The 14,313-nt window shown below is 67.1% G+C and carries 11 protein-coding genes; 7 read left to right on the forward strand and 4 right to left on the reverse strand.

Going from position 1 to position 14,313, the window contains the following annotated elements; genetic code table 11:
- Nucleotides 1–8: 8 nt before the first annotated feature.
- Both LJE69_RS04845 and LJE69_RS04850 read right to left on the reverse strand, forming a co-directional pair.
- A complete protein-coding gene (locus tag LJE69_RS04845; RefSeq protein WP_296922049.1) occupies nucleotides 9–833 on the reverse strand; it encodes an undecaprenyl-diphosphate phosphatase in 825 nt (274 codons plus the stop codon).
- Nucleotides 834–1,013: 180 nt separating this feature from the next.
- Nucleotides 1,014–3,287, reverse strand: coding sequence for a response regulator (locus tag LJE69_RS04850; RefSeq protein WP_296922051.1), 2,274 nt, complete (start codon nucleotides 3,285–3,287; stop codon nucleotides 1,014–1,016).
- Nucleotides 3,288–4,016: 729 nt separating this feature from the next.
- Here LJE69_RS04850 and LJE69_RS04855 point away from each other — a divergent pair.
- The 4 genes from LJE69_RS04855 (at nucleotide 4,017) to LJE69_RS04870 (ending at nucleotide 7,678) form a co-directional block, all read left to right on the forward strand.
- On the forward strand, nucleotides 4,017–4,226 hold the full coding sequence (locus LJE69_RS04855; protein ID WP_296922053.1) for a hypothetical protein: 210 nt from the start codon (nucleotides 4,017–4,019) through the stop codon (nucleotides 4,224–4,226).
- A gap of 38 nt (nucleotides 4,227–4,264) precedes the next feature.
- Entirely contained in the window at nucleotides 4,265–6,589 is a 2,325-nt protein-coding gene (locus LJE69_RS04860; protein WP_296922054.1) for a Tex family protein, read from the forward strand.
- Between the two features lie 24 nt (nucleotides 6,590–6,613).
- Nucleotides 6,614–7,006, forward strand: a complete 393-nt coding sequence (locus LJE69_RS04865; protein ID WP_296922056.1) for an SET domain-containing protein-lysine N-methyltransferase — start codon at nucleotides 6,614–6,616, stop codon at nucleotides 7,004–7,006.
- 231 nt (nucleotides 7,007–7,237) lie between these two features.
- Complete coding sequence (locus LJE69_RS04870; RefSeq protein ID WP_296922058.1) at nucleotides 7,238–7,678, forward strand: peptidylprolyl isomerase; 441 nt, start codon at nucleotides 7,238–7,240, stop codon at nucleotides 7,676–7,678.
- A gap of 136 nt (nucleotides 7,679–7,814) precedes the next feature.
- Here the strand turns inward: LJE69_RS04870 and LJE69_RS04875 are convergent, their stop codons facing one another.
- The gene (locus LJE69_RS04875) at nucleotides 7,815–8,372 is read right to left on the reverse strand and encodes an EF-hand domain-containing protein (RefSeq protein WP_296922060.1); all 558 of its coding nucleotides are present in this window, start codon (nucleotides 8,370–8,372) and stop codon (nucleotides 7,815–7,817) included.
- 558 nt (nucleotides 8,373–8,930) lie between these two features.
- Between LJE69_RS04875 and LJE69_RS04880 the strand changes: the two genes are divergently transcribed.
- Together LJE69_RS04880 and LJE69_RS04885 are read left to right on the forward strand one after the other, a co-directional pair.
- Nucleotides 8,931–10,604, forward strand: coding sequence for a glutamine--tRNA ligase/YqeY domain fusion protein (locus tag LJE69_RS04880; protein ID WP_296922062.1), 1,674 nt, complete (start codon nucleotides 8,931–8,933; stop codon nucleotides 10,602–10,604).
- Between the two features lie 77 nt (nucleotides 10,605–10,681).
- On the forward strand, nucleotides 10,682–11,260 hold the full coding sequence (locus LJE69_RS04885) for a DinB family protein (protein ID WP_296922064.1): 579 nt from the start codon (nucleotides 10,682–10,684) through the stop codon (nucleotides 11,258–11,260).
- Between the two features lie 253 nt (nucleotides 11,261–11,513).
- Here the strand turns inward: LJE69_RS04885 and LJE69_RS04890 are convergent, their stop codons facing one another.
- Nucleotides 11,514–13,085 carry an aminotransferase class V-fold PLP-dependent enzyme gene (locus LJE69_RS04890; protein ID WP_296922067.1) on the reverse strand — a complete coding sequence of 524 codons (1,572 nt, stop codon included), beginning with the start codon at nucleotides 13,083–13,085 and terminating at the stop codon, nucleotides 11,514–11,516.
- Nucleotides 13,086–14,047: 962 nt separating this feature from the next.
- Between LJE69_RS04890 and LJE69_RS04895 the strand changes: the two genes are divergently transcribed.
- Nucleotides 14,048–14,313 (forward strand): PepSY domain-containing protein (locus tag LJE69_RS04895; protein ID WP_296922069.1); only part of this gene is annotated, 266 nt, incomplete at its 3' end.

Raw genomic sequence — 14,313 nt, forward strand, 5'->3', positions numbered from 1 at the left:
AGCCGCGGTCACATCAGCACCAGCCACAGGATGACCGCGCCCAGCAGCAGCCGATACAGCACGAACGGCAGCATGCTGACGCGCTCGATGAAGCGCAGGAAGAAGTGAATGGTCAGGAATGCCACGACGAAGGAAATCGTCGCACCGATGCCGAGCGAGCCCCAGTCCACGGGGCTGGTGGCGTCCAGCAGGTCTTTGGTGGCCACCGCGCCCGCCAGCACGATGGTCGGAATCGCGAGGAGAAAGGAGAATCGGGATGCCGCTTCTCGTGTCAGCCCGATGAAGAGTCCGGCGGTCATGGTGATGCCCGAGCGCGAGGTGCCAGGGATGATGGCAATGGCCTGAAACAGGCCAATGATGAGGGCCGCGACCCAGTTGACGGCGTACTCGTCCATGCGCCGGCTGCCGCGCACGTCGGCGTACCAGAGCAGCAGGCCGAAGCCGATGGTGGTGCAGGCGATCACCAGCGCAAGCACCGTATCGTCGGTGCGCAGCACCTCCAGCACGTTCTTCAGCGGCAGCCCCAGTACCACGATCGGCAGGGTGGCGATGATCACCATCCAGCCCAGCCGGGCGTCCTTGCGTCGCTCGGGGCTGTTCGTGCCACCGCCGAGCCCCGCGGCCATGGCCAGCGCCATGTTCGCCAGGTCGCGCCGGAAGTAGAGCACCACCGCCAGCAGGGTGCCGAGATGGACGGCGACATCGAACGACAGGTCTTGCAGCTCGTAGCCGAACAGCAGCGGCGTCAGGATGAGGTGCGCGGAGCTGGAGATGGGCAGGAATTCGGTGAACCCTTGCACGAAGGCGAGGAGGGTGATTTCGGTACTATCCACGGGGGTTTACGGTCCGGTTGAGGTGGTTGGATTGTGCGGTGCTTGGCTTCTGTCTTGGGCCTGATCGGGTGCAGCCGATCGGGCGGTCGGCATCGGGCGGATCGTGGTTCGGGTTGGCGATAGCGTAACCCGACAATCAACGGCGCCGCCCCGGCCTATGCCGATTAGTTGTCCAGTCTCTCAGGCGAAGGAGCTGTCAGCCACGCCAGGGGCCGGCGTCAGCACGGCCTGTCGCGGCAGCCAACGGCGCAGCGCCGCTTCCAGCGCGTCGCGCTGCACCGGCTTGGCAATGAAGTCGTCCATGCCGGCGGCGAGGCAGGCCGCACGATCGTTGGCGGTGGCTGATGCGGTCATGGCGATGATCGGCACCGGATCGGTGCCGCGGCGCCCCTCGTGCATGCGGATCTCGCGGGTGGCCTCCTGGCCGTTCAGGACCGGCATCTGCATGTCCATGAAGACCAGATCGAAGCCGTGATCGCCGGACAGGGCGTCGGCCGCGACCCGGCCATTCTCCGCGACCGCGGTCACGAGCCCGAAGCGTTCGAGCATCAGCACGACGACGCGCTGGTTGACCGGGTTATCTTCGACCACCAGGGCGCTGGCGCGGAATTGCGCCCGCCGCTCTGCCGGCAGTATGCGCGTCTTGTCGTCGCCGATCCGGCCCAGCACCTTTAACGCCGCCTGGCGGAGCAGGGTCTGCCGCACCGGCTTCAGCAGGCTCACACCGATGCCGGCGCGCCTGGCATCCGGTCCGGGAAAGCCCAGGGAGCTCAGCAAGAGTAACCGCGTGCCGGCGAGCGCACTGTCCCCTTTGATACGCTGGGCCAGCTCGATGCCGTCCATCTCCGGCATCTGCATATCGAGGATGGCGAGTGCGAAGGGCTCGCCGCGGTCACTCGCTCGCTGCAGTGCCTGCAACGCCTCGACGCCGCCGGCGACGCTCTGGCTCTGGGCGCCCCAGTTGCCGAGATAATTCTCCAGGATGAGGCGGTTGGTGGCGTTGTCGTCGACGATGAGCACGCGTACGCCGTGCAGGTCGGCAGCGGGCTCGGCGACGTCGTCGTGGGCGCGCTCCAGCCGCAGCGTGAACCAGAACTTGGCGCCCTCGCCCGCGACGCTCTCCACGCCGATTTCGCCGCCCATCATGCCCACCAGCCGCTTGGAGATGGCCAGACCGAGACCGGTGCCGCCGTAGCGCCGGGTGGTGGAGGCGTCGCCCTGGGAGAAGGGCTTGAACAGCATCTCGCGCACCGGCGCCTCGATGCCGATGCCAGTGTCACGGACGCTGATGCGGATGCGGGCGTCCCGCTGGGTGACATCCTCGGCGACGACATGCACCACGACCTCGCCCTGCCGGGTGAACTTGAGCGCGTTGTTGGTGAGGTTCATCAGCACCTGGCGCAGTCGGAAGGGGTCACCGACGACACCCGCGGGCACGTCCTGCTCGAGGAAGCTCACCACCTCGAGATCCTTGTCACGGGCGTGGCTCGCGGCCAGCGCCGTGACCTCTTCCACGGTGGCGCGCAGATCGAAGTCGATGTGCTGGAGCTCCAGCTTGCCGGCCTCGATCTTGGACAGGTCCAGGATGTCGTTGATGATGCCCAGCAGAACCTGGCTCGACTGCTCCGCGGTGTCGATGAACTCCCGCTGCTGCTCGGACAGCGCGCCGTCGCGCAGCAGGTCCAACATGCCCAGGATGCCGTTCATGGGCGTGCGGATCTCGTGGCTCATGACCGCCAGGAACTGGCTCTTGGCGCGATCTGCCGCCATGGCCTGGTCGCGGGCCTCCGCCAATTCCTGCATGCGCCGGCGCGTCTCGGTGAGGTCGCGGGCAATGGCGGTGAACACGGGCCGCTCGCCGATGTCGACCTCGCTCAACGCCAGGTAGAGCGGAAAGGCACCGCCGTCGGCGCGCAGTCCGGTCACCTCGCGCGCCTCCTGAACCTGCGGGCTGCCGCCCCCGGCCGCCGCGCGGATCAGCGATTCCATCTCGTCGCGGTGCGACTCCGCCAGCAGGGTCGACAAGGGCGCGGCCCGGACCGCGGCGGCGTCGCGCCCGAACATCCGCTCGGCGGCGGCGTTCATGGCGACGATCCGGCCGCGTGCGTCCATGTGGATGGCGCCGTCCACCATATTGTCGACGATGGCACGGTTGCGCTCGCGGCTCTCCGCCACCGCCGCGAGCTGCCGGCGCAGCAATCCGAGCGCCACCAGCAACACCGCCATCATGCCCGTCAGCGCTGCGGCCTCGACCAGCAACAGCCACTGGTCGGGCGGACGCAACGCAGCGGCAACGCCATTGACGACCTCGGCGCGCCACTCGGTGTCGCTCAGCAGCCAGGCACTCACGCCGAGCCCCAGAGCGGCCATGACCAAAGCGGCAACCATGCTGGCGAGCCACAGGCGGCGACCGATCCTGTACACGTCGGCGCGTTGCAGGTTCACTTTGACCATGGGGGGCGAAGCGGCGCTTCCTCTGGGCAGAGCATCAGGCGCGGCACAGAATAGCGCGAAAGGCGGGCGGAGGCCGCCGGTTCGCCCGCAGAAGTGGCGGCAGGTCTCAATCCGTGGTGAGCCGCAGCGCCTGCGAGTGCGCCGGCGCCGGCAGGCGCTGGCGCGCGACAGCGCAGATGAAACCCCGCGCCGCGGCTGTGCCTGCGGCCCCATCCACCAGCGCATGCGCACCTAGGCCGCAGTGACGCCGCCATTGATCGAATGATCCAGAAGCACCTCGCTTCGGTGCCCGGACATCACTCGGATCTGGTAGGGGATTCCAACGGCGGCCCAGATTTGGTACGGGGGATTACTTGCTCTCCATCTGGGCGGCGCCCCCTCATCCACCCGATTCAGATCGCCGGATACTTCTTCGGCACGCAGTTTCGCGGCCTCTTCGGTCCTTACCAAAGGGGTCCAGGTCCGTTGCGGTCCTGATCAGCACGAAATGCCAGCGACTCGCCTTGGGCTCTCATTGAGTCGCGTCGCTCCTCCATTGCCGCAGGGTACTCTGACCCAAAGGCGGTCATCGCGCAAGGGACCGCCCGTTCTCAATCGTCTTGGACACAGAGCCTCAATTGTTTGGGGCCAAGTGCGGCACCGTCCGGCGGCCGGGGAGGGCGCTGACACCGCGCCGCCGATCTTGCATACTTCCCGGCCGGTCCGTCAGGAACACGCCGGAGGACAGCCTTGTCAGCACTGCAGAACCCACTGTTGGAAGTCCGCGTCGAGACCATCTGCGAGCGCGGCTGCCGCGAGGTCTGGGACGCCATCGACATCCTGGAGCAGGACGGCGACCTGCCCGAGACGCAGGATCTGACGGCCGCCGAGCGCGCCCGGGTGCTGGCCGAGCTGAAGTCCGTCATGGCGGTCTATGGGCAGCGCTGCGGTTTGGATTAGAATTCGGTTCTCGCTCGATTTCCCTTCCATTCAACCGCATGCAATCTATAATTCAAGCTATTTCTCAAGAGCTTTCCGCCCGTCCGGAGCAGGTGGAGGCCGCCGTCCGGCTGCTCGATGACGGCGCCACGGTGCCCTTCATCGCCCGCTACCGCAAGGAGGCCACCGGCGGCCTGGACGACGCCCAACTGCGGTTGCTGGAAGAGCGCCTCGGCTACCTGCGCGAGCTGGAGAGCCGCCGCGCCACGGTGCTGAAGAGCCTGGAAGAGCAGGGCAAGCTGACGGACGAATTGCGCGATGCCGTGCTGGCGGCGGACAGCAAGCAGCGCCTGGAGGACCTCTACCTGCCATACCGGCCAAAGCGCCGCACCAAGGCGCAGATCGCCCGCGAAGCGGGGTTGGAGCCGCTCGCCGACGCGCTGCTGGCGCACCCGGAGCAGGCACCGGAGGCGCAGGCGGAAGGCTTCGTGAACCCGGAACAGGGCGTGGCCGAGGTCGCGACGGCATTGGAGGGTGCCCGGCAGATTCTGATGGAGCGCGCCGCCGAGGACGCCGAGCTGGTGGGCGAGCTGCGCGAGACGTTGTGGCGGCGCGGGCTGCTTCAGGCCAAGGTGCTGCCCGGTCAGGAGAGCGCCGGGGCCAAGTTCTCGGACTACTTCGACCATTGCGAGCCCATCGGCAAGATCCCGTCGCACCGCGCGCTGGCGCTGTTTCGCGGCCGCAACCAGGGCGCGCTGAGCCTGGAACTGCTGGCGGGCGAGGATGCCGAGGCCGAATTGCCGCTGCGCGCGCGGATCGCCGCGCACTTGGGCATCGCCGACCGCGGCCGCCCCGGCGATGCCTGGCTCATGGAAACCGTCCGCAAGGCGTGGCGCATCAAGCTGCTGACGCGCCTGGACCTGGACCTCAAAGGTCGCCTGCTGGAGGCGGCCGAGGCGGAAGCCATCCGCGTCTTCGCCACCAACCTGCACGCGCTGCTGATGGCCGCGCCGGCCGGCCGAGTGCCTACCATGGGGCTGGACCCGGGGCTGCGCACCGGCGTCAAGGTGGCCGTAGTGGACGGCACCGGGCGCGTCGTGGCCACCGACGCCGTCTATCCGCATGTGCCGCGCAACCGCTGGGACGAGACCATCGCCACGCTGGCCCGTCTCTGCCGCGATCATGACGTCAAGCTGGTGAGCATCGGCAACGGCACCGCCTCGCGCGAGACGGACCGCCTGGTCCGCGACCTCGCCAAGCGCCATCCGGAGCTTGGCATCACCGGGGTGATGGTGAGCGAGGCGGGCGCCTCGGTGTACTCGGCCTCCGAGTATGCGTCGCGGGAGCTGCCGCAACTGGACGTCTCGCTGCGGGGGGCCGTGTCCATCGCGCGGCGGCTTCAGGACCCGCTGGCAGAGCTGGTGAAGATCGACCCCAAGTCCATCGGTGTCGGCCAATACCAGCACGACGTCAACCAGACTGGCCTTGCCCGCTCGCTGGACGCTGTGGTGGAGGACTGCGTGAACGCCGTCGGCGTGGACCTCAACACTGCCTCGGCGCCGCTGCTGGCGCGGGTATCCGGCATCTCCGCGACCCTCGCCGAGAACCTGGTGCGCCACCGCGACGAGCGCGGCCCCTTCCGCAACCGCGGCGAGCTCAAAAAGGTGCCGCGCCTCGGCGAGAAGTCCTTCCAGCAGTGCGCGGGCTTTCTGCGTATCGCCGACGGCGATGAGCCGCTGGACGCCTCCGCGGTGCACCCGGAAGCCTATCCCGTGGTGCGGCGTATCGTTTCTCATACGGGCAAGGCCGTCACGGCCCTCATCGGCGACCGGCATACGCTGCGCGGACTCGCCGCCGAGCGCTTCGCGGACGCGGTCTTCGGCGCGCCCACGGTGCGCGACATCCTGGTGGAACTGGAAAAGCCGGGCCGCGATCCACGCCCGGCCTTCGAGACGGCGTCCCTCAAAGAAGGCGTCGAGAAGCCGGAAGACCTCGATCCCGGCATGGTGCTGGAGGGCACGGTCACCAACGTCACCAACTTCGGCGCCTTCGTCGACATCGGCGTCCATCAGGACGGGCTGGTGCACATCTCCCGGCTGGCGGACCACTTCGTCAAGGACCCGCACCAGGTGGTCCGCTCCGGACAGGTGGTGAAGGTGAAGGTGCTGTCCGTGGATCTCGCGCGCCGGCGCATCGCGCTCAGCATGCGCCTGGATGAGCCGCTGGAGGCGGACGCGGGCAATGCCGCGCGTGATGGCCGGGGCGGCGGCGGGCCGCAAAAGAACACCTCCGCGCGGGCTGCAAAGCCCGGCAAGGGCACGCGGGACGAGCCGAAGCCGTCCGGCGCGCTGGCGGCGGCCTTTGCGGCGGCCCGCCGCGACTGAGCTCACGCCACACTAAGTGCGCGCATGGCCGACGCTGGTGCACCGGCGAAGGGCGCGGCGCAACCACCGGATCAGCGCCCGAGCGATGAAGCGCCCGAGCGATTGGCCGGGCGTGTGCGCCGGGCGACGTCGCCCATCCACGGCCAGGGCTGCTTCGCCCGCGTGGGCTTCGCGGCCGGCGACTACATCGGCACCTACCAGGGACGGCCCGCGCGGCGCAACGGCACCTACGTGCTCTGGGTCAGCGAAGACGGCGAGCACTGGCAGGGCCGCAGCGGACGCAACCTGCTGCGCTGGCTAAACCACAGCGACACGCCGAACGCCGTCTTCGACGGCTTCGACCTCTATGCCGTGCGCGCCATCGCGCCGGGGGCTGAAATCACCTTCGACTACGCCGGGGGCGGCGGCCTTGAGTAACCAGGCGGGGCGTTTTCGCCGGACGAGCAAGGGAAGCCCGAGTTTGCGAATGCGCCGCGGCCTGGTCTATGGTTGAAAGCGATAGGCGTTCCGGCGCACGTGTGCGCTTCGGCGCCTATGCGGTTCCATCCGCTGCCTTTCCATCCGCGCAATCCATCCACATTTCATCCGCAACAGGTCGGCCGCGTTCGCGCACGGGGTCGGCTCCGCCAACCCGACAGGAGCACCCGCATGTCCGCAGACTCCAAAGCCGCCGCCATCGGCGATACCGTCACCATCCATTACACCGGACGCCTCGTGGACGGCACCGAGTTCGACTCCTCCCGCGGCGCCGAGCCGCTAAAGGTGACCTTGGGCCAGGGCGAGACCATCGCCGGCTTTGAGAATGCCGTCCTCGGCATGGTCCCCGGCGAGCAAAAGTCCGTCACCATCCCTTGCGACGAGGCCTACGGCGAGCGCAACGAGGAGATGACCCAGACCCTGCCGCGCACCGTGATCCCGGATGAGATCGAGCTCGAGGTCGGCATGGTGCTCACCGCCCGTAGCCCCGAGGGGCAGACGGTGAACTTCTCTGTGGCCCGGTTCGATGACGAAGAGGTCATCGTCGACGGCAACCATCCGCTCGCCGGTAAGGACTTGGTGTTCGACCTGGAACTGGTGGCCGTCGCCTGACTCGGGTGCGCTGACGCCGCCGGCGCGGCATTGAGCCGCGCAGGCGGCGAGCCGAATGCAACTCGGCGCGCCAGTCGCACGCCGGCGCTCCAGCTATTCCGTGCGCGGCGCCGTACGTTGCCTCAGTGGAGATGGCTCACTGTTGGGCGGGCGGGGCGCTCTGCTGCATCTTCTCCATCTGCTCCTGCACGTGCTTCATGCGCTCCTGCATCTTCTCGCGCATCTTTTCGAAGTATGCAGTCGCCTCCGCCTCGTCGGCGTTGCCGTCGCCGTTGGCGTCCATTGCGGCGAAGGAGTCTTTCGTGGGCTGCTCGAACTCGGCCTGGTCCACCTTGCCGTCGCCGTTCTTGTCCAGGTTCTTGACGAAGGTCTCACCCGGGTCGGGCATGCCGCGGTCCTTCATTGCCTGCATCATCTCCGGCGGCACCTGCTCGGCGAAGGCGGCGCTGGCCTCATCGGGGGTGATGTAGCCGTCGCCGTTCTTGTCGTTGGCCTGGAACTGTTCCTTTTGCGGTGCGGTGGCCTCCTCCAGCGAAATGCCGCCGCTCTTGTCGGTGTCCAGCTTCTGCATGAACGCCTTGGCGGCCGCGTCCGCCTGGGCCTGCGGGTTAGGGGCGTCGGACTGAGCCGATGCGCTCTGGGCAGCCATACCGGCGCACAGCGCCAGCACGGCGAGGTGGATGGCTCTCTGCATGAGGTCGATCTCCTGAGGATGAAGGATTCGGGCAGGATGCCCGGGCAGTTTTCGCGCCCCGGTGCTCGCAGTCGCTCTGAACGGGAGCACCGACGACGAGTGGGACCTGACGGAAGCCGTCGCCTGGCGGCCGTGCTGGCCGCGGGCTCCGGCCGCTGGCGGGCTCGGGGCGCAGCGGCACCTGCAAGCGACCATGCGCAAGGGTAGTGGCAGCGACGGCCGCTGGCAAATGCCGGAAACCGACTGTGCGATAGTCCGGAGATCGCTGGTGCCGCGGCACGGTTGCCGGCGCCATGGCGTTCACGTCGGGCGTCGATCATGAGCGCGTCCGCCGCCGTGGGAGCGCCGTCCTCGGCGCGACGGGCGTCCAATCGCGGCGGGGGTGCCGCTCCCACGGGGCCATAGCTCTGAACGGAGTTACGACCAAGGCCGCACATCGCGCACCCTTCTAAGCCGGTGCACAAGCAAGTATGCTGCACGGTTTATCGTGGCGGGTAGTGGCCTGAACCCGGTGCCGGAATCGGCCGCCCGCGCCATCATGCGGCCCTGACGACACAGATGAGCGACACACCCCGCACCAACTTCATTCGCCAGATCATCGATGCGGACCTGGCCGGCGGCAAGCACCGGACGGTGCACACCCGTTTTCCACCGGAGCCGAACGGCTACCTGCACATTGGGCACGCCAAGTCCATCGTGCTGAACTTCGGCATCGCCGAAGACTACGGTGGCACCTGCAATCTGCGCTTCGACGACACCAACCCGCACAAGGAGAACGTCGAGTTCGTCGAGTCCATCAAGGCCGACGTGCGCTGGCTCGGCTACGACTGGCAGGACCGGCTGTACTTCGCGTCCGACTACTTCGAGAAGCTCTACGGTTTCGCGATCGAGCTGATCGAGAAGGATCTCGCCTACGTCTGCGATCTCTCGGCGGAGCAGACCCGCGCCATGCGCGGGACCCTCACCGAACCCGGCCAGGACAGCCCGTATCGCAACCGCGGCCGAGACGAAAACCTGGACCTGTTCCGGCGCATGCGCGCCGGCGAGTTCCCTGACGGCTCGCGGACGCTGCGGGCGAAGATCGACATGGCCTCGCCCAACATCAACTTGCGCGATCCGGTGCTGTACCGCATCCGCCATGGCGTGATCCACCACCAGACCGGCAACGCCTGGTGTCTGTATCCCACTTACGACTACACGCACCCCATCTCCGACGCGCTGGAGGGCATCACCCACTCCCTCTGTACCCTGGAGTTCGAGGACCATCGGCCCCTCTACGACTGGTGCGTGCAAAACGTCTCCGTGCCCTGCCAGCCTCGACAGATCGAGTTCAGCCGGCTCAACCTGGAATACACGGTGATGAGCAAGCGGCGGCTGACGCAATTGGTGGAGGAGGGCATCGTGGCGGGCTGGGACGATCCACGCATGCCCACCATTGCCGGACTGCGCCGCCGTGGCTTCACGTCGGCGTCGATTCGGGAATTCTGCGAGCGGATCGGTGTCACCAAGGCAGAGAACCTGGTGGAGATGGGCATGCTGGAGAGCACCATCCGCGACGACCTGGACCGAGACGCGCCCCGCGCAATGGCGGTGCTGCGCCCGCTGCGGGTGGTTCTGACCAATATGCCGGCCGAGGCGCCAACCAGCATCACCGCGCAGAATCATCCCAAGCGCGAGGACATGGGCAGCCGTCAGGTTCCCTTCGGCGCGGAGGTCTACATCGACCGGGAGGACTTCGCGGAAGACCCGCCGAAGGGCTTCAAGCGGCTGGTGCCCGGCGGGGAGGTGCGGCTGCGCAATGCCTACGTGATCCGCTGCGACGAGGTGGTGAAGGACGCCGACGGCCAGGTGACGGAACTGCGCTGCTCCGTCGACCCCGAAACCCTGGGCAAGAACCCGGAAGGGCGCAAGGTGAAGGGCGTGATCCACTGGGTTGCGGCGGCGCAGGGTGTGCGGGCGACCGTCAGGCTGTATGACCGGCTCTTCACCGTGCCGCAGCCCGGCGCCGGCGGGCGGGATTTCCGCACCGACCTGAATCCACACTCCCTGCGCACGCTCACGGACTGTATCGTGGAACCGCTTCCGGCCGACGCGGAGTCCGGCGCGTGCTTTCAGTTCGAGCGCGAAGGCTACTTCGTCGTCGACGCCGACTCGGTGCCCGGCGCCCCCGTGTTCAACCGCACCGTCACCTTGCGTGACACCTGGGGCAAACGACAGGCGGGCGGCGGCTGAGCCCGGGCTTTTGCGGTAATCGCACCCACCAGTCAATCGGCGTTTTCCCAGCGACCGGCAAATCACGGAGGTCGGTGATGCGCGACAGAGCAACACCAGAGCTCGACCCACCGGGGGCTGGCATCCCCGGCTACGAACGACAGGTCATCGGCGCCGGCTTGCGCGCCGCCGCCAATTTCCTGTCCAAGGACCGGCTGACGGAACTGTTCCGTGCCGAGGCCGAAGAGGCCATGGCCCTCGCGCGCGGCATCGACGAGGATCAGGGCCGCCGGCGCGTGTTGGTGGGGCGTCTGTTCGGCATGGAGGACAGCAGCCGCGACTGGTCCATCTACATGACCCTGGAGCATCTGGTCATCGTCAACTCCGCCATCGCCGCGACCCTGCCCAGGTTGTTCTCGGGGCTGGAGGTGAGCGACACCGTGCGCGTGCAGGACTTCAAGCCGGTGCCGGAGGCGGGGCCGGAGCAGTTGGAGGACCTGGCCAACATCGTCGAGCGCTACACCGACATGGTGGACAAGCTCGGCAACCTGCGCGCCGGCATTCGCTACACGCACCCCTGGTTCGGCGAGCTGTCCGCGGCCCAGTGGCATGCCCTGGCGGCGGTGCACAACAGTGTTCATCGCCGCCAGGTGAAACGCATCATGCGCGCACTCTAAAGCCCGGATCGGGCAGCCGGACCGCTCGCCCCGGGGATGAGTCCTCGCAACCTGCGGACCGCCGGCGCCGCGGCGAGCGGACGAGGGCGCCTGTGCAGCCGTCGGAGCACCGTCCCTGGCACGATCTCACCCGGCGGGCATCGCCAATCGCGGCGGAGACGCCGCTCCCACATTTGCGCACGCCGTGGGAGCGCCGTTCCCGGCGCGATCACCCGCGGGGCACTGCCGATCGCGGCGAGGACGCCGCTCCCACTCAGATCGTCGGCACCCCGGTCTGCTGGACGTGATACACCAGCCGGTCGAACATGTCGTCCACCTCGTCGTAGTTGTTGTAGACGCCATGGGTGGACACCCGGAAGCCCACGCGGTCGTCACCCGCCGCTGCCAGGCTGGACTCCCAGGTGGTGTAACGGATATAGGTCTTGGGATCGTCCGCGGCCAAGGCATCGACGACGTCGCTGACTGCCGTGTGCAGGGCCTCATAAGCGCTGCTGTCGTCACGGCCCACGAACGGATTGAAGGCGGTCAGCGCCGTGGCGAACGGGCTGTACGGCTCTCGTGCCTCGACCCAGAGCGCCCCCGGCCACTGCGCCTCGATCTTCGCCTTGAGATAGTTGCCCAGCTCCACGCCGCGCTGGTAGATGGCATCGATGCCCACCTGCTGGAACAAGGCGAGCGAGTCCGTCATGGCGTACAGGGCCGGGCGATTGTTCTCACCGCGCAGTTGCACCCAAGCGCTCGGATCGTACGCGCGGACCGACATGTCCGCGGGCGACACGTAGGCATACAGGAAGAAGTTGCCCAGATCGAACGGTGGCAGATTGGTGCCAGTGCTGCGGATGTAGAGGTTACCGGTGCCCGGTCCCCCGCAGAGCCACTTGTGCCCGGCGCCCGACATGAAGTCCGCCCCATAGGCTTGGAAGTCGATGGGCAGCATGCCGAAGCCATGGGCCGTGTCAACGATGCTGTAGGCGCCGTATGCGCGAGCCAGGGCGCAGAGGTCCTCGACCGGCAGGCGCAAGCCGTTCTTGTAGAAGATCTCCGAAAACGCCAGGTATTGCTTCGCGCCCGCCGGCAGCGGCGCGGCCAGCGCCGGCTCGAACAGGTCCAGCACGTCCTGCACCGTGATGTCCGCGGTGAAGGGCGTGACCAGGCCCATGTCTATGGTCACGACCTCTACGCCGCGGGTCGCCTGCGCCCAGGCGATGGGGCCGCTCAGCGCCGGATGCTCGAAGCTGGTGGTGACGATGCGGTCCCCGGGCTGCCAAGGCGTGCCGGCGAAGATCAGGTTGCAGCCGTCGGTGGTGTTGTAGCTCAACACCACCTCGGAGACACTCGCGGCGTTATAAGCGTCAGCTACCTGCTGCTGGCGGGCGGCCAGCCCCGACGGGCCGAACACAGACGCGCCAAGCGGGAACAGGTCCGGGTAGTCGGCGTTCAGGTTCGCCTCCCAGTCCTTCGGGTCCTGCGCCTTATAGAGGTTGTAGACGGCGAGGTTGGCGAGCGCGAAGGCGGGCAGGGAACCCGTCGTGCCCGTGTTCATGTGGATATAGTCCTGGTCCAGCGTGAACGCCCTGCGGACTTTGGCCCAGTAGTGTTCGTGTGTGGGGTCGCCATGGATCTCCGGCGGCGCCTGAAGCGTGTTTGGCAACCGAAGCTTATTCCTGTGGTGACCATCCCCGGCCAGTGCGACACCGGGCCCCATCATGCCGCCCATGGCCGTGGCGGTGGCCACTCCCTGGATGAATTCGCGGCGGTTCCAACCTTCGGCCGGCGCTTGTTGCTGAACGTCGGGGCTTTGGGCCTTGCGGCTGCGCGTGATCATGCTGGACTCCTGGTCTTCTGGATTGTACGGGCTTACTGCAAGCGTGCCGTCGCGCAACCACCGCAGACGCGAGGAGCCACAGCCTGGGCGCAGACAAGGCACCCTCAGTAGGCGTCGTCGTCCACATCCATCCGGGCATCTCCACGGATCGACTGAGGGATGATCGGCGCCGCGGTGGAACAACTTCGGCAGCAAAACGCGGGCCGCACCCAAAGCAGCCGCGTTGTGCCTGTCTAAGCTAGGCGAGTGGATCGACGCCGGCGGTGCACCAAGTCACACACGGAACGATGAAGGTTAAGCAACGTAAAGTGTATCTGATCTGAAACAGGGAAACGGCCCTAAGTGTCAGCCCCATGGCCGACAGTCGCCCCCCGGATTCTTGCTTGGAGAATCCCAGTGCTTAGCCGAGCAGGCAACAACCGTCAGGGAGCCCCTCGAACCGGACTACGGCGCCGCGACCAAGAACAAGAATAAGGAGAAGATGTCGCCACGCACACGCATCCCGCGCCGCGGCCAATGGCCGCGACTGCGAAGGTATAGCACTTTACATAATATACATTATGCGCACAGGGCGACATCTGGATTCCGGTCAGCGACCCGCAGTGGCGGACCTGGCTGCGATTCTTCGCCGACCATCCGCTGGCCCTGGAGAGCCTCGACCAGATGGGCGCGCTGCCCGAGAACGTCCTGCCGATCCGCGAATTCCTACCCAGCAGGGACGCCGATGAGCGATGAGCATGTCGGGCGCCAGCCTGTTGGTTGGGCACCATGGCCGCAACTGGAAATCGTGCGTGGTCTTTGCCGCGTAACCCGCAACTTCTTCGAAATCTTAGCCCTGAGGGTCTGAGCTCAATGGCCGGAAAGATGCGCCAACGCCGCCCGCGCTAATGTTCAGCTAATTCTCGAGCGTTATCGTGACAACCACGCGACTATCCGCGTGACTTGACAAAACGAGGTTCATCATGAAGTCGAAGCTACATCAGGCCGCCGTTGTTGCCGTGCTGTCCCTCGCCGCCGCGGGCGCCGCGTCGGCCCAGGAACCCGACGAGCTGGGCATCGCCTCGGCGAAGATCAGCCTGATCGATGCCATAACGGCCGCCGAGAAGCACCTCGGCGGCAAGGCGGCCAGTGCCGCAATCGAGCGTAAAGACGGCAACTGGATCTTCGAGGTCGACATCGTCAATGGCCAGGAGATCAAGGATGTGGTGATCGACCCGGCAACCGGCGA

The organism is Thiohalocapsa sp., from assembly GCF_022340605.1.
In the GTDB taxonomy this organism is placed as follows: domain Bacteria; phylum Pseudomonadota; class Gammaproteobacteria; order Chromatiales; family Chromatiaceae; genus Thiohalocapsa.

Excerpts from the sequence above, each read along its gene's own strand:
- LJE69_RS04875 (WP_296922060.1), bottom strand. The coding sequence starts at position 8,372 with ATGCAGAGAGCCATCCACCTCGCCGTGCTGGCGCTGTGCGCCGGTATG.
- LJE69_RS04880 (WP_296922062.1), top strand. The coding sequence starts at position 8,931 with ATGAGCGACACACCCCGCACCAACTTCATTCGCCAGATCATCGATGCG.
- LJE69_RS04870 (WP_296922058.1), top strand. The coding sequence starts at position 7,238 with ATGTCCGCAGACTCCAAAGCCGCCGCCATCGGCGATACCGTCACCATC.
- LJE69_RS04865 (WP_296922056.1), top strand. The coding sequence starts at position 6,614 with ATGGCCGACGCTGGTGCACCGGCGAAGGGCGCGGCGCAACCACCGGAT.
- LJE69_RS04860 (WP_296922054.1), top strand. The coding sequence starts at position 4,265 with ATGCAATCTATAATTCAAGCTATTTCTCAAGAGCTTTCCGCCCGTCCG.
- LJE69_RS04885 (WP_296922064.1), top strand. The coding sequence starts at position 10,682 with ATGCGCGACAGAGCAACACCAGAGCTCGACCCACCGGGGGCTGGCATC.
- LJE69_RS04850 (WP_296922051.1), bottom strand. The coding sequence starts at position 3,287 with ATGGTCAAAGTGAACCTGCAACGCGCCGACGTGTACAGGATCGGTCGC.
- LJE69_RS04890 (WP_296922067.1), bottom strand. The coding sequence starts at position 13,085 with ATGATCACGCGCAGCCGCAAGGCCCAAAGCCCCGACGTTCAGCAACAA.